This is a genomic window from Streptomyces alboniger, assembly GCF_008704395.1.
Taxonomy (GTDB): Bacteria; Actinomycetota; Actinomycetes; order Streptomycetales; family Streptomycetaceae; genus Streptomyces; species Streptomyces alboniger.
The window spans coordinates 5,819,240-5,840,425 of record NZ_CP023695.1 but is presented as its reverse complement, the minus strand read 5'-3'; the positions used below and the strand labels follow the sequence as shown (position 1 = coordinate 5,840,425).

Genomic DNA, 21,186 nt, shown 5'->3' with positions numbered 1-21,186 from the left:
CGCAACTAGGAGATTCTCACCGGATTCACCACGTCGGCGATGAGCACCAGGATCGTGAAGCAGATGAAGATCCCCGCCACCACATAGGCGACCGGCATCAGCTTGGCGACGTCGAACGGGCCCGGGTCGGGGCGGCGCAGGACCTTCGCCACGTTGCGCCGCACGGACTCCCACAGGGCGCCGGCGATGTGGCCGCCGTCGAGCGGGAGCAGCGGCAGCATGTTGAAGAGGAACAGCGAGAGGTTGAAGCCCGCGATGAGGAACAGCATCATCGCGATCTGGTTCTGCGGCGGGATGTCCAGGGTGAACACATCGCCGCCCACGCGGGCCGCGCCGACCACGCCCATCGGCGAGTCCTGCTTGCGCTCGCCGTCGCCGAACGCCGCGTCCCACAGGTCCGGGATCTTGGACGGCAGGGCGATGAGCGACTCGACGCCGTTCTCCATCATGTCGCCCATGCGCTCCACGGAGTCGCCGAAGGACTGCTGGACGATGCCGGTGGCCGGGGTGAAGCCGAGGAAGCCCGCGTAGACGTACTTGCCCTCGACGTAGGCCCCCTCGCCGTCGGTCTTGGTGACCTGGTTCTTGATGAGGTCGGCGTGCAGGTCCAGCCGCTTGCCGTCGCGCTCGACGGTGATGGTGGCGGGGCCGATGGTCTCGCGGATCTTCGACTGGAGCGTGGACCAGTCGTCGACGGGCTGCCCCTGGAAGGCGACGATCTTGTCGGCGGGCTTGAGGCCGGCCGCCTTGGCGGGGGCGGGCTTGTCGCCCTTCTCGCACTTGGCGCGGTTCTCGCTCTGCTGGATGACGCAGTCCGAGACCTTGCTCACCTGGGTCGTCTGGGAGCTGATGCCGAACGTCATCATCACGCCGAGGAAGATCGCCACGGCGAGGATCAGGTTCATGAAGGGGCCCGCGAACATCACGATCACGCGCTTCCACGGCTTGCGCGTGTAGAAGAGGCGGGTCTCGTCGCCGGGCTTCAGCTCCTCGAAGGCCGCCGAGCGGGCGTCCTCGATCATGCCGCGCCAGGGCGAGGTGGAGCGGGCCTCTATGCGGCCGTCGGGGCCCGGCGGGAACATGCCGATCATGCGGATGTAGCCGCCGAGGGGGATGGCCTTGATGCCGTACTCGGTGTCGCCCTTCTTGCGCGAGAAGAGGGTCGGGCCGAAGCCCACCATGTACTGCGGCACGCGGATGCCGAACATCTTGGCCGTCGAGAGGTGCCCCAGTTCGTGCCAGGCGATCGAGAAGAGCAGCCCGATCACGAAGACGACTATCCCGAGGATCATCATCAAGGTCGTCATGCACGAGCCTCCGCGGTCGTCTTGGCTGCCAGTTCGCGGGCCCGAGCGCGCGCCCAGGTCTCCGCTTCGAGGACGTCCGCCACGGTCAGGGAGGTTCCCGGCCCAGCGGTGACGGGGGTGCCGTGCTCCTCCACGACCCTCGTCACCGTCTCCATGATGCCGTTGAAGGGCAGCGCGCCCTTGAGGAACGCGTCCACGCATTCCTCGTTGGCGGCATTGAACACCGCCGGGGCCGTGCCCGCGAGCTCCCCGACGTGCCGGGCGAGCCCGACCGACGGGAACGCGTCGTTGTCGAGGGGGAAGAACTCCCAGCTCGACGCCTTGGTCCAGTCGAAGGCGGGCGCCGCGCCGGGCACCCGCTCGGGCCAGCCGATGCCGATGGCGATGGGGCCGCGCATGTCGGGCGGGGTGGCCTGGGCGAGGGTCGAGCCGTCGGTGAACTCCACCATGGAGTGCACGTAGGACTGGGGGTGGACGACGACCTCGATGCGGTCGAAGGGGATGTCGTAGAGGAGGTGCGCCTCGATGACCTCCAGGCCCTTGTTGACCAGGGTCGCGGAGTTGACGGTGATGACCGGTCCCATGGCCCAGGTGGGGTGCGCGAGCGCGTCCTCGGGGGTGACGTGCGCGAGATCGGCCTTCGTACGTCCTCGGAAGGGGCCGCCGGAGGCGGTGACGACGAGTTTGCGTACGTCCGCGCGGGTGCCTGCGGCGAGCGCCTGGAAGAGGGCCGCGTGCTCGGAGTCGACCGGGATGATCTGGCCGGGCTTGGCGATCGCCTTGACGAGCGGGCCGCCGACGATGAGGGATTCCTTGTTGGCGAGCGCGAGGGTGCGGCCCGCTTCGAGGGCGGCGAGCGTCGGCGCGAGACCGATGGAGCCGGTGATGCCGTTGAGGACCGTGTGGCAGGCGGAGGCGGCGAGCTGGGTGGCGGCGTCCGGTCCGGCCAGGATCTCGGGGAGCGGCTCCCCCGTGTCGTACTGCCCCTGGAGCGCTTCCCGCAGCGCCGGTACGACGTCCTCGCGGGCGACCGCGACGGTCTTGACCCGCAGCCGGCGCGCCTGCTCGGCGAGGAGGCCGACGCGGCCGCCCGCGGCGGAGAGCGCCGTGACGCGGAAGCGGTCGGGGTTGCGCAGGACGAGATCGATGGCCTGGGTGCCGATCGAGCCCGTGGAGCCGAGGATGACGATGTCCCGCGGGCCTGCCCCGTCCGTGATGGAGACGGGGTCGAAGACGAGATGCGGGTCGGCGAGGGGGGATGGGCTGTCGCTCATCCCCCCATTGTGGCCGCAAGACCTGTCCGGCAGGACCGCGCGGGCCCCTATGTGGCGTACGTGGCGTACGTGTCACGTGCGGCGGCGCTTCGGCCGGGGGCGCCGCTCAGGAGGCCGCACGTCCTGGTCGGCGGTCGTGAAGTCGCCTTGTACGACGCCTTCCGCCGTGTCCATCGTGGGCGCGCTGAAGCGGAGCCGGCCCGGGTCCCTGCGGGCTTCGAGGCCGTCGGCGCTGAAGTCGACCGCGTCCTGGGCGGGCTCGTCGTCCTGTTCCCCGACGCGGATCTCCAGGTTGAACAGGAAGCCGACGGACTCCTCCTTGATGGCGTCCATCATCGCGGTGAACAGGTCGAAGCCCTCGCGCTGGAACTCGAAGAGGGGGTCCCTGCCGAGGTAGGAGCGCATCCAGATGCCCTCCTGGAGGTAGTCCATCTCGTACAGGTGCTCGCGCCATTTCCGGTCGAGGACGGAGAGCACCACGCGGCGCTCCAGCTCGCGCACGACGTCCTCGCCGAGCTGCCGTTCGCGTTCCTCGTAGCGCGCGTGGATGTCGTCGGTCAGGGCCTCGGTGATCAGGGCGGGGGTCAGGTCGGCGCGGGAGCCCGCGGCCTCGTCGAGTTCTTCGACGGTGACGCCCACGGGATAGAGCTGGGCGAAGGCCCGCCAGAGCCGGTCCAGGTCCCACTCCTCGGCGAAGCCGTCGGCGGTCTCGGCGGCCACGTACGCGTCGATGGTGTCGTCCATGAAGTGGTGGATCTGCTCGCGCAGGTCCTCGCCCTCCAGGACGCGCCGTCGCTCGGCGTAGATGAGGGACCGCTGGCGGTTGAGGACCTCGTCGTACTTGAGGACGTTCTTACGGGTCTCGAAGTGCTGCTGTTCCACCTGGGACTGGGCGGAGGCGATGGCGCGGGTGACCATCTTGTTCTCGATGGGGACGTCGTCGGGGACGTTGGCCATCAGCATGACCCGCTCGACCAGTTCGGCGCGGAACAGCCGCATCAGGTCGTCGCCGAGCGAGAGGTAGAAGCGGGACAGGCCCGGGTCGCCCTGGCGGCCGCTGCGGCCGCGCAGCTGGTTGTCGATGCGGCGCGACTCGTGGCGCTCGGTGCCGAGGACGTACAGGCCGCCGAGTTCCTTGACCTCGTCGTGCTCCGCGGCGGCCTCGGCCGTGATCCGCTCCAGGGTTTCGCGGTACTGGTCGGGGGCCGTCTCGGGAGTGAGGTCGCGTTCCTTCAGCGCGGCCTCGGCCATGGCCTCGGGGTTGCCGCCGAGCATGATGTCGGTGCCGCGGCCCGCCATGTTCGTGGCGACGGTGACGGCTCCCTTGCGGCCGGCCTGGGCGACGATCTGGGCCTCGCGATGGTGGTTCTTGGCGTTGAGCACCTCGTGCGGGATGCCGCGTGCGGCGAGGAGCGCCGAGAGGTGTTCGGACTTCGCGACGGAGACCGTGCCGACGAGGACGGGCTGGCCGGCGCGGTGCCGTTCGATGATGTCCGTGACGACCGCGTCGAACTTCACCGACTCCCCGCGGTAGATGACGTCGGGTCTGTCGGCGCGCACCATGGGCTTGTTGGTGGGGACGGGCACCACGTGAAGCTGGTAGATCTGGTGGAACTCGGCAGCCTCGGTCATGGCCGTACCGGTCATTCCGGAGAGTTTCTCGTAGAGGCGGAAGAAATTCTGGAGCGTGATCGTGGCGAGCGTCTGGTTCTCGTCCTTGATCTTCACCCCTTCCTTTGCCTCGATCGCCTGGTGAACGCCTTCGTTGTAACGGCGTCCTGCGAGGATGCGGCCGGTGTGCTCGTCGACGATCAGGACCTCGCCGTCGGTGACGACATAGTCCTTGTCCTTCTTGAAGTGCTCTTTCGCCTTGAGCGCGTTGTTCAACTGGCCTATGAGGGACGTGTGGGCGGCATCGTAGAAGTTGTCGATGCCGAGCTGGTCCTCCAGGAGTTCCACGCCTCTGTCGAGGATGGCGACGGTGCGTTTCTTCGGGTCGTATTCGTAGTCGTACGCGTCGCGCAGCCCGGCCAGTTCGAGCTTGCGCTGCGGGGTGGTGTACTTCTCCTCCTGGATCGCGATGCCCTTCATCCTCTTCACCACCTCGGCGAAGAATCCGTACCAGTGCGTGGGCTGGTCGGCGGGCCCGGAGATGATCAGGGGGGTACGTGCCTCGTCGATGAGGATGGAGTCCGCCTCGTCGACGATCGCGAAATGGTGGCCGCGCTGGACCAGTTCGTCCTTCGTCCAGGCCATGTTGTCGCGCAGGTAGTCGAAGCCGAATTCGTTGTTGGTGCCGTACGTGATGTCGCAGGCGTACGCGGCGCGGCGCTCGGCCGGGCTCATCTCGGCCTTGATGACGCCGACGGACAGGCCGAGGAAGCGGTAGGCGCGGCCCATCCACCGGGCGTCGCGTGCGGCCAGGTAGTCGTTGACGGTGACGAGGTGGACGCCCTTTCCGGTCAGCGCGTTCAGATAGGCGGGCAGTGTCGCGGAGAGGGTCTTTCCCTCGCCGGTGTGCATTTCGGCGATATTCCCGAGGTGCAGGGCCGCGCCGCCCATGACCTGTACGTCGAAGTGGCGCATGCCAAGGGTGCGCCGGGCCGCCTCGCGGACGGTCGCGAAGACTTCGGGAAGCAGTTCGTCGAGGCTCTCTCCGTCGGCGTACCGCTCTTTGTAGTCGTCGGTGAGCGACATCAACGCGCCGTCGGAGAGCAGCCGGACGTCCTCCTCGATGGAGTTGACCTGATCCCTGATGCGTTCCAGGCGGCGCAGCATTCTGCCCTCGCCCGCGCGCATGATCTTTCCGGTGAGGCGTTCCAGTCCGAGGCCGGGCAACGGAATCCCCCCTTACCCCCTGGCCGGTCCGCTCATTGTGGGCGGGGCTCGACCTACCGGCAAGCGGACCGGTTCCGGGCGGGACGGAATGCGCCCCGTGGGAGGTATTTCAGCGAATGGGGCGATGGACGTTGTCGTGTTTGGAGGGGCCGGGGGCCGCTTCAGCGATCCACGGGCCGTCTCCGGAGGGGTCGATGATTCCTGATTCGAGCCAGGTGTAGGTGCCCGAGAGGACGCCCTTGACGACTTTGTGGTCGAGTTCGTCGGTGTTGGTCCACAGGCGGTCGAAGAGTTCCTCGACGCGAATGCGGGACTGGCGGCAGAAGGCGTCGGCCAGTTGATAGGCCTCGCGGCCGTAGTCCTCGGTGGTGCGCAGGAGTTCGGCGCGTACGCAGGCCGCGCTCATCGCGAACAGTTCGGCTCCGATGTCGACGATCCGGCCGAGGAAGCCCTGCTTGGTCTCCATCTTTCCCTGCCAGCGGGACATGGCGTAGAAGGTGGAGCGGGCCAGCTTGCGGGCGCCGCGTTCGACGTAGCGCAGATGGCCGGAGAGGTCGACGTGCCCGGGCGGGTGGAACTCGGCGTACGAGCGCGGGAGCTGGCCGGGCCCCGCGACCAGTTTCGGCAGCCAGCGCGCGTAGAAGCCGCCCGCCCGCGCGCCCGCCCTCGCCTTGTCGGAGAGGGTCTTGTCGGGGTCGATGAGGTCGCCCGCGACCTTCAGGTGGGCGTCCACGGCCTCGCGGGCGATCAGCAGGTGCATGATCTCCGTGGAGCCCTCGAAGATGCGGTTGATGCGCAGGTCGCGCAGGATCTGCTCGGCGGGAACGGCGCGCTCGCCGCGGGCGGCGAGGGACTCGGCGGTCTCGAAGCCGCGTCCGCCGCGGATCTGGACCAGCTCGTCGGCCATCAGCCAGGCCATCTCGGAGCCGTACAGCTTGGCGAGAGCCGCCTCGATGCGGATGTCGTTGCGGTCCTCGTCGGCCATCTGCGAGGAGAGGTCGAGGACGGCTTCGAGCGCGAAGGTCGTCGCCGCGATGAAGGAGATCTTCGCGCCGACAGCCTCGTGGAACGCCACGGGCTTGCCCCACTGCTCCCGCGCGGCCGACCACTCGCGGGCGATCTTCAGGCACCACTTCCCCGCGCCGACGCACATCGCCGGCAGCGAGAGCCGCCCGGTGTTGAGGGTGGTGAGGGCGATCTTCAGGCCCGCGCCCTCCGGGCCGATGCGGTTCGCCGCCGGGACGCGTACCTGGTGGAAGCGGGTCACGCCGTTCTCCAAGCCGCGCAGGCCCATGAACGCGTTGCGGTTCTCGACGGTGACGCCCTCGGAGCCCGCCTCGACGACGAACGCCGTGATGCCGCCCTTGTGGCCCTCGGACTTCGGCACCCTCGCCATGACGACGAGCAGGTCCGCGACGACGCCGTTGGTCGTCCACAGCTTCACGCCGTCCAGGATGTAGTCGTCGCCGTCAGGCACGGCCGTGGTGGCGAGGCGTGCCGGGTCCGAGCCGACGTCCGGCTCGGTCAGCAGGAACGCCGTGATGTCGGTGCGGGCGCAGCGCGGCAGGAAGGCGTCCTTCTGCTCCTGCGTACCGAAGATCTTCAAGGGCTGCGGTACGCCGATCGACTGGTGAGCGGAGAGCAGCGCGCCGATCGCGGGGCTCGCGGAGCCGGCGAGGGCGAGGGCCTTGTTGTAGTAGACCTGTGTGAGGCCGAGCCCGCCGTACTTGGTGTCGATCTTCATGCCGAGCGCGCCGAGCTCCTTGAGGCCCTTGATGGTCTCGTCGGGGATGCGCGCCTCGCGCTCGATGCGGGCCGAGTCGATCTTCGTCTCGCAGAAGTCGCGGAGCTTGGCGAGGAACTCCTCGCCGCGCCGCGCGTCCTCGTCCGGCGGCATGGGGTGCGGGTGGATCAGATCCAGCCGGAAGCGGCCGAGGAAGAGTTCCTTGGCGAAGCTGGGTTTGCGCCAGTCCTGCTCGCGGGCGGCCTCGGCGACCTGCCGGGCCTCGCGTTCGCTCACGGACGGTTTGGGGGTTGGTGCGGTCATGAGGAGCTCACCTCGCCGCGCAGAGGAATCGGTTACTGACGGGTGCTACTGGATCGTTGGTACCCCATTCGTCCCGATCCCACCAGTCCTCGCGCAGCGTTCGTACGAGAGGGGCGCGGCCTTCGTACGCGAGTCGCGCGGCCTTCGTACGACAACGGCCGGAGCCCCCGCACAGTGGGCTCCGGCCGTTGGCCTCGGGGACGTGGCCGCTTACAGGGCGAGGCCCGTGAGCACCATGACCCGCTCGTAGGTGTAGTCCTCCATCGCGAAGCGGACGCCTTCGCGGCCGACGCCGGACTGCTTGACGCCGCCGTACGGCATCTGGTCGGCGCGGTAGGAGGGGGCGTCGCCGATGACCACGCCGCCGACCTCAAGGGCGCGGTGGGCGCGGAAGGCGGTCTGGAGGTCGTGCGTGAACACGCCCGCCTGGAGGCCGTACTTGGAGTCGTTGACGGCGGCGAACGCCTCCGCCTCGCCGTCCACCTTCTTGACGGTGAGGACCGGTCCGAAGACCTCCTCGCAGGCGATGGTCACGTCGGCCGGTACGTCGGCGAGGACAGTCGGCGCGTACGTGGCGCCGTCGCGCTTGCCGCCGGTGAGCAGCTGCGCGCCCGCCTCGACGGCCTCGTCGACCCAGGACTCCACGCGCTTGGCGGCGTCCTCGTTGACCAGCGGGCCGACCTCGGTCTTCGGGTCGGACGGGTCGCCGGTGACCTGGGCCTCGACGGCCTTGACGACGCGCGGCACGAGCCGGTCGTAGACGGAGGCGTCGGCGATGACCCGCTGCACGGAGATGCAGGACTGGCCGCCCTGGTAGTTGGAGAAGGTGGCGATGCGCGAGGCGGCCCAGTCCAGGTCCTCGTCCGAGGAGAAGTCGGCGAGGACGACGGCCGCGCCGTTGCCGCCCAGCTCCAGGGTGCAGTGCTTGCGCGGCACCGAGTCCATGATCGCGTAGCCGACCTTGTCGGAGCCGGTGAAGGAGATGACCGGCATGCGCTCGTCCTGGACGAGGGCGGGCATCTTGTCGTTGGCCACCGGCAGGACCGACCAGGAGCCCGCGGGCAGCTCGGTCTCGGCGAGCAGCTCGCCGAGGACGAGGCCGGACAGCGGGGTCGCGGGGGCGGGCTTGAGGATGATCGGAGCGCCGACGGCGATGGCCGGGGCGATCTTGTGCGCGCAGAGGTTCAGCGGGAAGTTGAACGGCGCGATGCCGAGGACGACGCCCTTGGGGAAGCGGCGCGTCAGGGCGAGGCGGCCCTGGCCACCGGCGTCGGTGTCCAGGCGCTGGGCCTCGCCGCCGTTGAAGCGGCGGGCCTCCTCCGCGGCGAAGCGGAAGACGGAGACCGCGCGGCCGACCTCGCCGCGGGCCCACTTGATCGGCTTGCCGTTCTCGGCGGAGATGAGCTGCGCGATCTCCTCGGTGCGCTCGACGAGCCTGCGGCTCACGTGGTCGAGGGCGGCGGCGCGGACGTGGGCCGGGGTCGCGGCGAACTCGTCGCGCACGGCGTACGCGGCGGCCACGGCCTCCTCGACCTGGGCGTCGGTCGGGACGGCCGCCTTGGCGACGAGCCGCCCGTCCCAGGGCGAGGTGACGTCGAGCGTGGTCTCACCGGTGGTCTGGCGACCGGCGAGCCAGAAGGCGTGGATGGAAGTCATGTGATTCCCGGCCCTTCCGCGGAGGTGTGTCTTGGGGGTACGTCCCTCACCGTAGGGGCAGCCGAAGCCCCGGACGTTTGTCCGACGCGGAGTACTGGCCGGGGGCCTCGCGCCTGTTTGTACTGGCCGGTGCTGCCGCGCGCCGGGATGCTCTCCCGCCCACCCGCCTGTTTGCCCCGCGTCAGGGGCGCGAGGCGGGGGCGGGCGCCCTCGTGCAGGTCACTCGGATCCCACCGAGGTCGCCTTCAGGGACAGCCACAGCTCCATGCGGACGTCCGGGTCGTCCAGGGAGCGGCCCAGGATCTCCTCGACGCGGCGCATGCGGTACCGCAGGGTGTGCCGGTGGACGCCGAGGTCGGCGGCCGCCGCGTCCCACTGCCCGTGCCGGGAGAGCCACGCCCGCAGCGAGGCGACGAGGTCGCCGCGGCCCGTCGCGTCGTGTTCGTGCAGGGCCCGCAGGAGGCCGTCGGCGAAGGCGCGCACCGCGTCGTCCGCGAGCAGCGGGAGCACGGAACCCGCGGCCAGTTCCTCGTGCTCGACGAGGGCCCGCCCGCGCCGCCGCGCGACGGACAGCGCCTGTTCGGCCTGTTTGTACGCGGTGGCCGCGGCGATGGGCCCGGAGGGCGCGGAGAGGCCCATGACCAGCTCGGCCTCCTCGCCGGACGCCGTGACCTCACGCCCGGCGGTCCCCCGCCCGGCCTCCAGCGCCGCCGCGTACTCCGCGCACGCCCGCACCCCCGCCCCGCCGTCCACGGCGATCAGCACCAGCCGCTCTCCGTAGGGGACGACGAGCAGTGCCTCTCCGGAGCGGGCGGCCGCGGCCTCGACGACGTCGACGAGTGCGGCGAGCGGATCGCCGCTCGCCGAGGCGTCGGCCACCGCGGCTAGGACTGCCGACGAGGCCGGGGCAGCGGGCTCCCCGGCGCCCTCGCCGCTCTCCTCCGTCCCGGTGCCCGTGCCCGTCCCCGCGCCCGCGCGCACGCGTGCCGCCGACGCGGACGCCACCTCGGCGACGACGAGCCGGAAGGGCGCGTCCAGAAGGCCGCCGTAGAGGTCGCCCGCGACGGTCCGCGCGTGGTCGGGCTCGCCCGCCAGCAGCATCCGCAGCACGGCGGCGCCGATGCGCTGTTCGGCCGCGTGCAGCGACCGGGAGCGCTCGGTGGTCAGGGTCAGGAGCGCGATCGCGGAGTGCACCGCGTACCGCTCGGCGGTGCCGAGGGTGGACGCCGTGCCGACGGCGAGAGCGGCCCGCGGCCTGCGTCCCGTGCCGAGCGAGTGCAGCTCCACGCGGTCCTCGGCGCCCGCGACGACGAGGCTCGCGGGAGCGGGTCGTTCCCGCAGGCGTTCGACGTCGGTGGTGAGGCGGGCGGCCCGCCGCGCGGCCCAGTCCGGTGCGACGGCGACGGCGGCGCCCGAGGCGTCGTACAGGGCGGCCCAGCCGTCGACCTGCCCGGCCAGCGCGAGGAGCAGCCCCTCGGGGCCGTCGCTCAGCGTCTGCCTGGTCAGTTCGCGCTGGGCGGCGAAGCCCGCGGTGACCGCGCGGTACTGCTCCTCCGCGATGGCGGCGGAGACGGCCTTGCTGATGGCGATGAACGGCGTGCGCCGCGGCACCTCGATGAGCGGCAGGTCCGCTTCGGTGGCGGCGTCGAGCAGGGCCTTCGGAATGTCCGGGTAGTGCACGCCGACGGCGAAGCCGAGGCCGACGACCCCGGCGCCCGCGAGGCGCTTCACGTACCGCCGCATCGCCTCCGGGTCCTCCGCGTCCAGCTTGAGCGCGGTGATCAGGAGCAGCTCGCCGCCCTCCATGTAGGGCACGGGATCGGCGAGTTCGCTGGCGTGGGCCCAGCGCACGGGGGTGTCCAGGCGCTCCTCGCCCGCGCGCACGGTCAGTCTGAGCGCGGAGTGGTGGACGAGCGAGGCGAGGGTGGGCGGCATGGGACCTTCAGGTCTGCGGATCTTTTGGCCGGTCCGTATGAACGACCTGTGTCGATTCTGCCTCACCGTACGGTAGGGACAAGACGGACTGACGGGTAACCACGGGGGCGCCGGCCTGACCTCGTCCGCCCTCCGGCCCGCCCCGGGACTACCCCCGGAGGTCCACCAGCAGGGGAGGCGCGTGTCCGCCCGCCACCGTGGCCAGCGAGAGCACGGCGTGGCCGGGGGGCAGCGAGTGGGCGAGGTCCGAGGCGGACCAGCGTTCACGCTCGACCTTGCGCACGGTGACCGCGTCCGTGGTGACCGCCTTGCCGGTGACGAGCTTGCGCAGCGAGTGCAGCGCGCGCGTGACCGGCTGGTCGGCGAAGACGGTGTGCTGGGCGACTTCCTTTGTCTCGATCCATTCGGTGCCCCAGGCCTCGGTGAACCGCCGTCCGTCCCAGGTCGTCACCCCGGAGAAGGCCATCCGGCAGCCGACCGCCGCGTACAGGGGGCCCTGGAGGGACTCCGGCACCTCTCCTATGGTGCGCAGACCGAGGACGACGCCCGCGTTCAGCGACCGCAGCCGCTGGATGGCACGCACGCTCTCGGCGGTGAGCGTGCGCGAGGCGTCGTCGAGGATCAGACAGGCGAAGTGCGGCCGCCGGGCACGGTTGCGCACGACGTACGTGAACTGGGCGAGGAGCAGCCGGGCCAGCAGCCGCGACGCCTCCTCGTGGCCGTGCTCGGGCAGGTCCACCCTGACCCGGAGCGGATGGTGGACGACCGCCCGCATCGAGAAGGGGTGGCCGTCCCCGCCGGGGTCGAAGAAGTCGGCGAAAGCGGGCCGGTCCAGCAGCGCGAGCCGGTCGGCGAGCGCGGGGCCGGGGTCGTTGGGGGAGCCCGACTGGCGCATACGGGCGTCCAGTTCGCGGCGCATGGCGGTGTGCTCGCCCGCGGCGAGGCCCGACTGGAGGGCGGTGAGGCCCGCGGGGTCCCCTTCGAGCAGCTCCCGCAGGACGGGCACGGACGGGAAGCGCCCGTGGAGGGCGTGGTAGGGGCCGAGCAGCTGGGCGAGGGTGGTGGCGGCGCGCCGTGTGTCGACGGCTTCGAGGTCGCCGACGAGTCCCTCGGCGAGGAAGGCCGCGGCCTCGTCCGCGTCGGCGCAGTCCGCGTACAGGTCGATGTCGTGCACGGAGGCCGGGTCGCCCGGCCTGACCACGACGTCGTACGTGTCGTCGGCGCCGAGCGCCGTGCCCGCCGCGCACACGACGACGACCGCGCACTGCCCGGCGAGAGCGCCGAGGGCGAGCGACTCGGCGACGGGGCGCATCAGCCGTCCCGTCTTGCCCGCGCCGGAGGGGCCCACGGCGAGCAGTGAGGTGCCGAGCACGGCGGGGTCGAGGGCCGCGCCCGCGCCGCGTACGGCGTACGGGTTGCGGTCGTCCCGCGCGAAGCGGCCGATCCTGACCTGGCCGACGAGCGGGTCGTGGACGGCGGTGCGGGTCGGCAGGTCGCGCTGGCCCGAGGGGTGGGTCCAGGCGGCGGCGCCGTGCCGGGCGACCGTGTCCACGAAGGTGGCCAGGGCGGTGGGGTGGGGAGCGGCCGGGTCGGGGGCCGCCGTGCGCCAGGCGTGGGCGACGCGGGCGCAGTCGACGTCGGTCATGCGCCCGCTGAGCAGTTCGGCGGAGAGGAGGTCCGCGGCCTTGTCCTGGCCCGCGGCGCGCAGCTCGGGCCAGTGGGCGCGCGGGGGTGCGTCGGCCGGGCGGGGCGGGGTGGCGGGCCGCCGCACGGTGGCGCCCCTGGCCTCGCGGACCGCCTGCCACCAGCCGCCGATGCGGGCGAAGGGCCACAGCACGGCGAGCGTGATCAGGACGTACAGGGTGTCGATGACCGCGGGCGAGGCGAAGACGTCGGGGTCGCCGGTGACGAGCGCGACCAGGGAGAAGACGGGGTCGGCCACGGGCAGCGGCCGGGTGTCGAGCCCGAGGGCGCTCGGCCAGACGAAGATCAGGGCGCCCACGGCGGCGACGGAGGCGAGCACCGCGCGGGCCGGCTGCGGGCGCCGGACCACGAAGTGCCGGATCGCGTCGGGCCACGCGCCGAGCCGTCCGACGGTGTACACCAGCGCGCCGAAGACCACCCCGTCGTAGACGATCCGCGCGTCGATGCCCTCCAGCCCCTTGGGCTGGGTGCTCCCGGCCCACCACCAGTCCCCCGGCGTGAACAGCTTCAGCAGCGCCCACTGGTAGGGGATGTTGCCCTGCCGCCACAGCGACCAGAAGAGCAGGCCGAGCACGGCGGAGATCACCATGCCGACGACCAGGCGCCTGCCCGCGCCCTCGGTCTCGGCCTCGGGCTCCGGGGGCCGGTAACCGTAGCGCCAGATGCCCGGGGCCGCCTCGGGGCGGGGCGTGGCCAGCCAGTCGGCGACGGAGGCGGGGCCTTCGGCGCCCGGCGGCTGCCGGGGCATCGGGGGCGCGGCGGGAGCAGTCGGCGTCGCCGGGCGCGGCACCGGTGCGGCCCGCTGCCCGTCGCGTGCCCCGTGCGTGCCCTCGGTGTCCATCGGCCTTGCCCCCTGACCTGCCGGTCCGTCCGTCGATCCGCGCTCAATCTAGTGGCAGCGCGAGGGGAGTTCACCGGTTACGCGCCCGGTCCGCCCGGAGTGCCGGAACACGGCATGTGTCCAAGTCGGACAACCGTGCCGCGCGACCCCACCCCGATGGAGCATGACCGTCCCCCCGCCCCGCCCCTAATCTGCGAGAAACCCCCCGTCGAACCAGGCCAAGGTCGAACCAGGCGAAACCGTCAGCCAGCGTCCGGCGTAGCCGTCCAACCCCCAGAAACAGGAGCCCCGCATGAGCGACATCCCGCAGGAGCGCCGCGTCGTCACCGCCATCCCCGGCCCGAAGTCGCAGGAGCTTCAGGCCCGCCGTACCGCCGTGGTCGCCGGTGGCGTGGGCTCCGTGCTGCCCGTCTTCACCGCCCGCGCGGACGGCGGCATCATCGAGGACGTCGACGGCAACCGTCTGATCGACTTCGGTTCCGGCATCGCCGTGACCTCCGTCGGTGCCTCCGCCGAGGCCGTGGTGCGCCGGGCCTCCGCCCAGCTCCAGGACTTCACGCACACCTGTTTCATGGTCACGCCGTACGAGGGGTACGTGGCGGTCGCCGAGGCGCTCGCCGAGCTGACGCCGGGCGACCACGAGAAGAAGTCGGCGCTGTTCAACTCCGGCGCCGAGGCCGTCGAGAACGCCGTCAAGATCGCCCGTGCGTACACCAAGCGCCAGGCCGTCGTCGTCTTCGACCACGGCTACCACGGCCGTACGAACCTCACGATGGCGCTGACCGCCAAGAACATGCCGTACAAGCACGGCTTCGGCCCGTTCGCCCCCGAGGTCTACCGCGTCCCGGTCGCCTACGGCTACCGCTGGCCGACCGGCGCCGAGAACGCCGGACCCGAGGCCGCCAAGCAGGCCATCGACCAGATCACCAAGCAGGTCGGCGCGGAGAACGTCGCCGCGATCATCATCGAGCCCGTGCTCGGCGAGGGCGGCTTCATCGAGCCCGCGAAGGGCTTCCTGCCCGAGATCGTGAAGTTCGCCAACGACAACGGCATCGTCTTCGTCGCGGACGAGATCCAGTCCGGCTTCTGCCGCACCGGTCAGTGGTTCGCCTGCGAGGACGAGGGCATCGTCCCCGACCTGATCACCACGGCCAAGGGCATCGCGGGCGGTCTGCCGCTCGCCGCCGTCACGGGCCGCGCCGAGATCATGGACGCCCCGCACGCGGGCGGCCTCGGCGGCACCTACGGCGGCAACCCGGTGGCCTGCGCCGGTGCGCTCGGCGCCATCGAGACGATGAAGGAGCTGGACCTCAACGCCAAGGCGAAGGCGATCGAGTCGACGATGAAGGCCCGCCTCACGGCGATGGCCGAGAAGTTCGACATCATCGGTGACATCCGCGGCCGTGGCGCGATGATCGCCATCGAGCTGGTCAAGGACCGGACGACCAAGGAGCCCCACCCGGCGGCCACCGCGGCCCTGGCCAAGGCCTGCCACGCGGAGGGCCTGCTGGTCCTGACCTGCGGCACCTACGGCAACGTCCTGCGCTTCCTGCCGCCGCTGGTCATCGGCGACGACCTGCTCAACGAAGGCCTGGACATCATCGAGAACGCCTTCGCCGGCGTCTGAGTCCGGGGGAGCGTCGGGGCGTGTGAAGAAGGTGTGCGGGCCCCATGACAGGTTGCCGAACCGCCTGTCGGGCCGGACGCCTTCTGCCGTACGGTTTCCGCAGATGAGAGAAACACCCCGCCCAGAGGGGACTGTGGGCGACACCAGGGCGGAGCCTCCCCGGCCCCGTCCCGGTCGTGCCCTCGCGCACGCACCCGGAGCCTCTGGCTCCGGAACTCCTCACCGATCGGATGACCGCGCGCCCCAGACCCCCCGGGGCGCGCGGCACCCCGGTCCTTCCGGCCGCCTCGGGACAATCCCCCCTGTCCCGGGGCGGCCGCCCCTTTTCCTCTGTCTGTACGCGCTCGTGTTCGCGCTGCTCACCTGGCAGGTCGTCGCCGAAGGGCCGCTGCGCCGGGCCGACGAGCGCGCGGGGCGGGCCCTGAGCGGCAGCCGCCTGCCGGGGCGCGCCGCGGAGTTCCTCGCCGATCTCGGCAATCTCACGGTCGCGGTGCCGGTCCTCCTCGCCGTCCTCGCCTGCACCGCCTGGCGCGGCCACCGCGCCGGTACGTTCCGCTGGTGGCTGCCCGCGGTGGCCGCCGCCCTCGCCATGGCCGCGGTGCCCGCGCTCGTCGTGCCGCTCAAGGCGGCCATCGGCCGGCCGGGGCCGCCGGGCATGGCGGGCCACGACGGCTTCTACCCCTCGGGCCACGCCGCGACGGCCGCCGTCGCCTACGGAGCGGCCGCGCTGCTCCTGCTCCCCCTGCTGCGCGGCTCGTACGGCCGTCGCGCACTGCTCGCCGGCTGCGCGGTGTTGAACGTCGCCGTCGGCTTCGGTCTCGTGCGCCGGGGATATCACTGGCCGCTGGACGTGGTGGCCTCGTGGCTGCTGTGCGGGATGCTGCTGCACGTGATGGTGGCCTTGGTCGGGCGGTACGGCGAACCGCCCGGGAAGCGGCCCGAGCTGTAGGGGGCCGAGGAGCCGGAGCCGGGGTGGCTCACGCCTCCTCGTCCCGGGTCTCCCGCGCGAGGCCCGCAGCCGCCTCGTGCATCGCCAGTTCGAGCAGCGCCGGGTCCGTCAGCGTGCCCGATCCGTCCGGGGGGACCAGCCAGCGCACGCCGCCCGTCACCCGCCCGGGGTAGGGCACGACGATCCAGGTGCCGCGGCCCGCGCCGCGCACCCCCGTGCCGAGCCAGTGGGCGACCGTGCCCGCCGGTACGAAGAAGCCCATGCGCGAGTCGCCGAAGTCGGCGAGCACCGGCCCCGGGCGGTCGGTGCAGCAGGTCAGCACGTCGAGCGTGGGGTGGCCCAGCTCGCCGGGGAGAATCAGCACGTCCCAGCGCCTGCCGGCGGGCAGGAGCGCGACGCCGTACGGGTTGCGCTCCCATTCCCATCGGCAGGCGTCCGGATCCGGTGCCACCGATACGAGCCATTCGAGCGCCGACCTCGCTCCCGAGCCAGTCATGGCTGGACCTCCCTGTTTCCCGGTGACGGCTGTGCGTGTCACTGGTGAGAGGGGCCCGGGAGCCGGGCATTACGCGGGTTCGGCTACTTGTTGGTAGTGAAGCGGCTCGCGCCGCGGCGGTGGGGCGTACGCCGGTTCAGCCGGCACAGACGCCACTTCAGCTGTCGAAGCCGAGCCCCAGCTTGTCCATCGTCTTGAGCCAGAGGTTCCGCCTGCCGCCGTTGGCGTCGGAGCGGGCGAGCGACCACTTGGTCAGCGCGACGCCCGTCCAGGCGAACGGCTCGGGCGGGAACGGCAGCGGCTTCGTGCGGACCATCTCCAGGCTCGTGCGTTCCGTGCGCTCACCGGAGAGCAGGTCGAGCATCACGTCGGCGCCGAACCGGGTGGCCCCGACGCCGAGGCCGGTGTAGCCCGCCGCGTACGCGACGCGGCCCTGGTGGGCCGTGCCGAAGAACGCCGAGAAGCGCGAGCACGTGTCGATCGCGCCGCCCCACGCGTGCGTGAAGCGAACCCCCTCCAGCTGCGGGAAGCAGGTGAAGAAGTGCCGGGCGAGCTTCGCGTACGTCTCGGGCCGGTGGTCGTACTCGGCGCGCACCTTCCCGCCGTACGGATAGATCGCGTCGTAGCCGCCCCACAGGATGCGGTTGTCGGCGGAGAGCCGGAAGTAGTGGAACTGGTTGGCGCTGTCGCCGAGTCCCTGCCGGTTGTGCCAGCCGATCGCGGCCAGCTGGTCGTCGGTCAGCGGCTCGGTCATCAGCGCGTAGTCGTAGACCGGCACGGTGTACGCGCGGACGCGCTTGACCAGCGAGGGGAAGATGTTCGTGGCGAGCGCCACCTGGCGGGCGAAGACCCGGCCGTACGGGGTGCGGACCGCCATCCCCGCGCCGGTCCGTGCCAGTTCCAGGGCGGGCGTGTGCTCGTAGACGCGTACGCCCTTCTCCAGGCAGGCCCGCTTCAGGCCCCACGCCAGCTTCGCCGGGTGCAGCATGGCGACGCCGTCGCGGTCCCACAGGCCGCCGAGGAAGGTCGGCGAGTCGACCTGCGCGCGCACGGCGTCGGCGTCGAGCAGTTCGGCGCCGCCCGCCAGGCCGTGGGCGGCCATCTCCTCGTACATCTCGTGGAGTTCGGCCACCTGGTGCGGCTCGGTGGCGACGTCGATCTCGCCGGTGCGCTCGAAGTCGCAGGCGATGGAGTAGCGCTTGACGGCCGCCTCGATCTCGTCGAGGTTGCGGGCGCCCAGCTCCTCCAGCTTCTCGATCTCACCGGGCCAGCGGGACAGGCCGTTGGCGACGCCGTGGGTGAGGGAGGCTGCGCAGAAGCCGCCGTTGCGGCCCGAGGCGGCCCAGCCCGCTTCGCGGCCCTCGACGAGGACGACGTCGCGGTGCGGGTCGCGCTCCTTGGCGTTGAGGGCGGTCCACAGTCCGCTGTAGCCGCCGCCGACGACGAGGAGGTCGCATCGGTCGTCGCCGGTGAGGGCGGGCTCGGGGGCGGGCTTGCCGGGGTCGTCCAGCCAGTACGGGACCGGCTGGGCGTCGGAGAGGGACTTGGTCCAACGGGTCATGGCGCTAGGGGCCATGATTTCCACTCCTTCTGAAACGGCGGGAATTACCGGGACTGTTTGTTGCGGCGCTTGCCGATCAGCATTCCGGCGAGCACCAGGAGCACGGCGACGAGGAACATCGCCGTACCGATCACATTGATCTGAACGGGCGTGCCACGCTGTGCGGATCCCCAGACGAACATGGGGAATGTCACGGTCGAGCCCGCGTTGAAGTTCGTGATGATGAAGTCGTCGAAGGAGAGCGCGAAGGCGAGCAGCGCGCCCGCCGCGATGCCGGGGGCGGCGATCGGCAGCGTGACCCTCAGGAAGGTCTGCACGGGGCCCGCGTAGAGGTCCTGCGCGGCCTGTTCCAGACGGGGATCCATCGACATGACGCGCGCCTTGACGGCGGTCACCACGAAGCTGAGGCAGAACATGATGTGGGCGATGAGGACCGTCCAGAAGCCGAGCTGGGCGCCCATGTTGAGGAAGAGCGTGAGCAGCGAGGCGGCCATGACGACCTCGGGCATCGCCATCGGCAGGAAGATCAGGGAGTTGATGGCGCCGCGTGCCCGGAAGCGGTAGCGCACGAGGGCGAAGGCGATCATCGTGCCGAGTACGGTCGCGCCGATCGTGGCCCAGGTGGCGATCTGGAGGCTCAGGGAGAGCGATCCGCACATGTCGGCGACATCGCACGGGTTCTGCCACGCGTCGGTGGAGAACTCCTGCCAGGAGTAATTGAAGCGGCCCTTCGGTTTGTTGAAGGAGAAGACCGTGACGATGACGTTCGGCAGGAGCAGATAGGCGAGCGTGCACAGGCCCGCGATGACGACGAGATTGCGCCGCAGCCAGCGAAGAATGGCCATCAGACGAGATCCTCCGTCCCCGACTTGCGGATGTAGAAGGTCACCATGAGGAGAATGGCGGCCATGAGGATGAAGGACAGGGCTGCCGCGGTCGGATAGTCCAGAATGCGCAGGAACTGCGTCTGGATGACGTTTCCGACCATGCGGGTGTCGGTCGATCCGAGCAGATCCGCGTTCACGTAGTCGCCCGCCGCCGGGATGAAGGTCAGCAGCGTTCCGGAGACGACGCCCGGCATGGAGAGCGGGAACGTCACCTTGCGGAAGGTCGTGGACGGCTTGGCGTAGAGATCACCGGCCGCCTCGTGCAGCCGTCCGTCGATGCGCTCCAGCGAGGTGTAGAGCGGCAGGATCATGAACGGCAGGAAGTTGTACGTGAGTCCGCAGATCACCGCGAGCGGTGTGGCGAGGACCCGGTCGCCGTCGGTGGCGCCCAGCCAGCTGGTGACGTCCAGGACGTGCAGGGAGTTGAGGGCGCCCACGACGGGGCCGCCGTCCGCGAGGATCGTCTTCCAGGCCAGCGTACGGATCAGGAAGCTGGTGAAGAACGGTGCGATGACCAGCACGAGGATGAGGTTGCGCCAGCGGCCCGCGCGGAACGCGATCAGATAGGCGAGCGGATAGCCGAGCAGCAGGCACAGAACCGTGGCGGCACCCGCGTAGAGCACCGAGCGCAGAAATTGCGGCCAGTAGTCGGTGAGCGCATCCCAGTAGGTGGCGAAGTGCCAGGTGACCTTGAAGCCCTCTTCGAGCGACCCGGTCTGTACGGACGTCGACGCCTGGTAGACCAGCGGCAGCGCGAAGAAGACGATGAGCCAGAGGATGCCGGGGAGCAGCAGCCAGTAGGGGACGAGGCGGCCGCGCCCGCGGGACCCCCGGGGTGCGGGGGCCGGGTCCGCGGGGTCCTTCGCCGGCGGCGCTTCGGTGCGGGTCGTCGTCATGCGGAGGCGTCCTCCTCGACCTTCTCGACGCCCGCCTCGACGTCCTGGGCGGCGTCGAGGCCGAAGGTGTGCGCGGGGTTCCAGTGCAGGACGACCTCGGCGCCCGGGGTGAGGCGGCCGTCGCGCTCGATGTTCTGCGCGTACACCTCGAAGGAGGGGCAGACCGGGCTGTGCACGACGTACTGCGTCGATACGCCGATGAAGCTGCTGTCGGCGATGCGTCCGGTGATGCGGTTGCGGCCCTCGGGGATCCGCCCCGCGTCGTCGGCGTGTGTGAGGGAGATCTTCTCGGGGCGGATGCCGACCAGGACCTTGCCGCCGGTCGCGGTGGGGCCGCTGCACCGGGCGGTGGGCAGTGTCAGCTTGCAGTCGCCCGCCTTCACGACCAGGTCGTCGCCGCTCTCCGCGGCGACCTCCGCCTCGATGAAGTTGGAGGTGCCGAGGAAGTTGGCGACGAAGGTGGTGCGCGGGTTCTCGTAGAGGTCGGCCGGGGCGCCGAGCTGTTCGACGCGGCCGCCGTTCATCACGGCCACGGTGTCGGCCATCGTCATGGCCTCCTCCTGGTCGTGCGTGACGTGTACGAACGTGATGCCGACCTCGGTCTGGATGCGCTTCAGCTCCAGCTGCATCTGGCGGCGCAGCTTCAGGTCGAGGGCGCCGAGGGGCTCGTCGAGGAGGAGCACCTTGGGGTGGTTGATGAGCGCGCGGGCGACGGCGACGCGCTGCTGCTGGCCGCCGGAGAGCTGGTGCGGCTTCTTGCGGGCCTGCTCGCCGAGCTGGACGAGGTCGAGCATCTCGCCGACCTGCTTCTTCACGGACTTGATGCCGCGGCGGCGCAGGCCGAAGGCGACGTTCTCGAAGATGTCCAGGTGCGGGAAGAGCGCGTACGACTGGAAGACGGTGTTCACGGGCCGCTTGTACGGCGGCAGGGCCGTGACGTCCTGGTCGCCGAGCCGGACGGTGCCCGAACTGGGCTCCTCCAGGCCGGCGATCATGCGGAGCGTGGTGGTCTTGCCGCAGCCGGATGCGCCGAGCAGCGCGAAGAAGGAGCCCTGCGGCACGGTGAGGTCGAGCGGGTGTACGGCGGTGAAGGAGCCGTACGTCTTGCTGATCCCGGTGAGACGGACGTCGCCGCCGTGTTCTTGAGCAGTCGTCATGAGGGGGTCCA

General features: G+C 71.0%; 13 protein-coding genes and 1 pseudogene. 2 read left to right on the top strand and 12 right to left on the bottom strand.

Going from position 1 to position 21,186, the window contains the following annotated elements; genetic code table 11:
* Positions 1 to 5: 5 nt before the first annotated feature.
* The 7 genes and pseudogenes from CP975_RS26185 to CP975_RS26155 all read right to left on the bottom strand — a co-directional run bounded on the left by CP975_RS26185 (position 6) and on the right by CP975_RS26155 (position 13,602).
* Positions 6 to 1,307: a M50 family metallopeptidase gene (locus tag CP975_RS26185; RefSeq protein ID WP_055529730.1), complete on the bottom strand. Its 1,302-nt coding sequence runs from the start codon at positions 1,305 to 1,307 to the stop codon at positions 6 to 8.
* Positions 1,304 to 2,581 carry a 1-deoxy-D-xylulose-5-phosphate reductoisomerase gene (gene dxr, locus CP975_RS26180; RefSeq protein ID WP_055529728.1) on the bottom strand — a complete coding sequence of 426 codons (1,278 nt, stop codon included), beginning with the start codon at positions 2,579 to 2,581 and terminating at the stop codon, positions 1,304 to 1,306. The genes CP975_RS26185 and dxr overlap by 4 nt, the downstream gene beginning before the upstream one ends.
* Positions 2,582 to 2,863: 282 nt before the next feature.
* Positions 2,864 to 5,380 (bottom strand): annotated as a pseudogene (gene secA / locus CP975_RS26175) (preprotein translocase subunit SecA); the annotation flags it as partial.
* A 148-nt stretch (positions 5,381 to 5,528) separates the two neighbouring features.
* Positions 5,529 to 7,466 (bottom strand): acyl-CoA dehydrogenase family protein, encoded by a 1,938-nt coding sequence (locus CP975_RS26170; RefSeq protein ID WP_055529726.1) that lies wholly within the window; start codon positions 7,464 to 7,466, stop codon positions 5,529 to 5,531.
* Positions 7,467 to 7,676: 210 nt separating this feature from the next.
* A complete protein-coding gene (locus CP975_RS26165; RefSeq protein WP_055529724.1) occupies positions 7,677 to 9,122 on the bottom strand; it encodes an aldehyde dehydrogenase family protein in 1,446 nt (481 codons plus the stop codon).
* Between the two features lie 219 nt (positions 9,123 to 9,341).
* Positions 9,342 to 11,057, bottom strand: a complete 1,716-nt coding sequence (locus CP975_RS26160) for a PucR family transcriptional regulator (RefSeq protein WP_055529722.1) — start codon at positions 11,055 to 11,057, stop codon at positions 9,342 to 9,344.
* 148 nt (positions 11,058 to 11,205) lie between these two features.
* Positions 11,206 to 13,602, bottom strand: coding sequence for an ATP/GTP-binding protein (locus tag CP975_RS26155; RefSeq protein WP_150477400.1), 2,397 nt, complete (start codon positions 13,600 to 13,602; stop codon positions 11,206 to 11,208).
* A 292-nt stretch (positions 13,603 to 13,894) separates the two neighbouring features.
* Between CP975_RS26155 and gabT the strand changes: the two genes are divergently transcribed.
* Positions 13,895 to 15,229 (top strand): 4-aminobutyrate--2-oxoglutarate transaminase, encoded by a 1,335-nt coding sequence (gabT, locus tag CP975_RS26150; RefSeq protein WP_030784487.1) that lies wholly within the window; start codon positions 13,895 to 13,897, stop codon positions 15,227 to 15,229.
* Between the two features lie 346 nt (positions 15,230 to 15,575).
* The gene (locus CP975_RS26145) at positions 15,576 to 16,178 is read left to right on the top strand and encodes a phosphatase PAP2 family protein (RefSeq protein WP_342787980.1); all 603 of its coding nucleotides are present in this window, start codon (positions 15,576 to 15,578) and stop codon (positions 16,176 to 16,178) included.
* A 28-nt stretch (positions 16,179 to 16,206) separates the two neighbouring features.
* Here the strand turns inward: CP975_RS26145 and CP975_RS26140 are convergent, their stop codons facing one another.
* The 5 genes from CP975_RS26140 to CP975_RS26120 all read right to left on the bottom strand — a co-directional run bounded on the left by CP975_RS26140 (position 16,207) and on the right by CP975_RS26120 (position 21,175).
* A complete protein-coding gene (locus CP975_RS26140; protein WP_055536181.1) occupies positions 16,207 to 16,674 on the bottom strand; it encodes a hypothetical protein in 468 nt (155 codons plus the stop codon).
* A 157-nt stretch (positions 16,675 to 16,831) separates the two neighbouring features.
* Positions 16,832 to 18,250: an NAD(P)/FAD-dependent oxidoreductase gene (locus CP975_RS26135; protein WP_055536182.1), complete on the bottom strand. Its 1,419-nt coding sequence runs from the start codon at positions 18,248 to 18,250 to the stop codon at positions 16,832 to 16,834.
* 29 nt (positions 18,251 to 18,279) lie between these two features.
* On the bottom strand, positions 18,280 to 19,080 hold the full coding sequence (locus tag CP975_RS26130; RefSeq protein WP_055536183.1) for an ABC transporter permease: 801 nt from the start codon (positions 19,078 to 19,080) through the stop codon (positions 18,280 to 18,282).
* Complete coding sequence (locus CP975_RS26125; RefSeq protein WP_055536184.1) at positions 19,080 to 20,018, bottom strand: ABC transporter permease; 939 nt, start codon at positions 20,016 to 20,018, stop codon at positions 19,080 to 19,082. Before CP975_RS26125 ends, CP975_RS26130 begins: the two co-directional genes overlap by 1 nt.
* Positions 20,015 to 21,175 (bottom strand): ABC transporter ATP-binding protein, encoded by a 1,161-nt coding sequence (locus CP975_RS26120; RefSeq protein WP_055536185.1) that lies wholly within the window; start codon positions 21,173 to 21,175, stop codon positions 20,015 to 20,017. Before CP975_RS26120 ends, CP975_RS26125 begins: the two co-directional genes overlap by 4 nt.
* Positions 21,176 to 21,186 lie beyond the last annotated feature (11 nt).

Excerpts from the sequence above, each read along its gene's own strand:
- CP975_RS26185 (WP_055529730.1), bottom strand. The coding sequence starts at position 1,307 with ATGACGACCTTGATGATGATCCTCGGGATAGTCGTCTTCGTGATCGGG.
- dxr (WP_055529728.1), bottom strand. The coding sequence starts at position 2,581 with ATGAGCGACAGCCCATCCCCCCTCGCCGACCCGCATCTCGTCTTCGAC.
- CP975_RS26170 (WP_055529726.1), bottom strand. The coding sequence starts at position 7,466 with ATGACCGCACCAACCCCCAAACCGTCCGTGAGCGAACGCGAGGCCCGG.
- CP975_RS26165 (WP_055529724.1), bottom strand. The coding sequence starts at position 9,122 with ATGACTTCCATCCACGCCTTCTGGCTCGCCGGTCGCCAGACCACCGGT.
- CP975_RS26160 (WP_055529722.1), bottom strand. The coding sequence starts at position 11,057 with ATGCCGCCCACCCTCGCCTCGCTCGTCCACCACTCCGCGCTCAGACTG.
- CP975_RS26155 (WP_150477400.1), bottom strand. The coding sequence starts at position 13,602 with ATGGACACCGAGGGCACGCACGGGGCACGCGACGGGCAGCGGGCCGCA.
- gabT (WP_030784487.1), top strand. The coding sequence starts at position 13,895 with ATGAGCGACATCCCGCAGGAGCGCCGCGTCGTCACCGCCATCCCCGGC.
- CP975_RS26140 (WP_055536181.1), bottom strand. The coding sequence starts at position 16,674 with ATGACTGGCTCGGGAGCGAGGTCGGCGCTCGAATGGCTCGTATCGGTG.
- CP975_RS26135 (WP_055536182.1), bottom strand. The coding sequence starts at position 18,250 with ATGGCCCCTAGCGCCATGACCCGTTGGACCAAGTCCCTCTCCGACGCC.
- CP975_RS26130 (WP_055536183.1), bottom strand. The coding sequence starts at position 19,080 with ATGGCCATTCTTCGCTGGCTGCGGCGCAATCTCGTCGTCATCGCGGGC.
- CP975_RS26125 (WP_055536184.1), bottom strand. The coding sequence starts at position 20,018 with ATGACGACGACCCGCACCGAAGCGCCGCCGGCGAAGGACCCCGCGGAC.
- CP975_RS26120 (WP_055536185.1), bottom strand. The coding sequence starts at position 21,175 with ATGACGACTGCTCAAGAACACGGCGGCGACGTCCGTCTCACCGGGATC.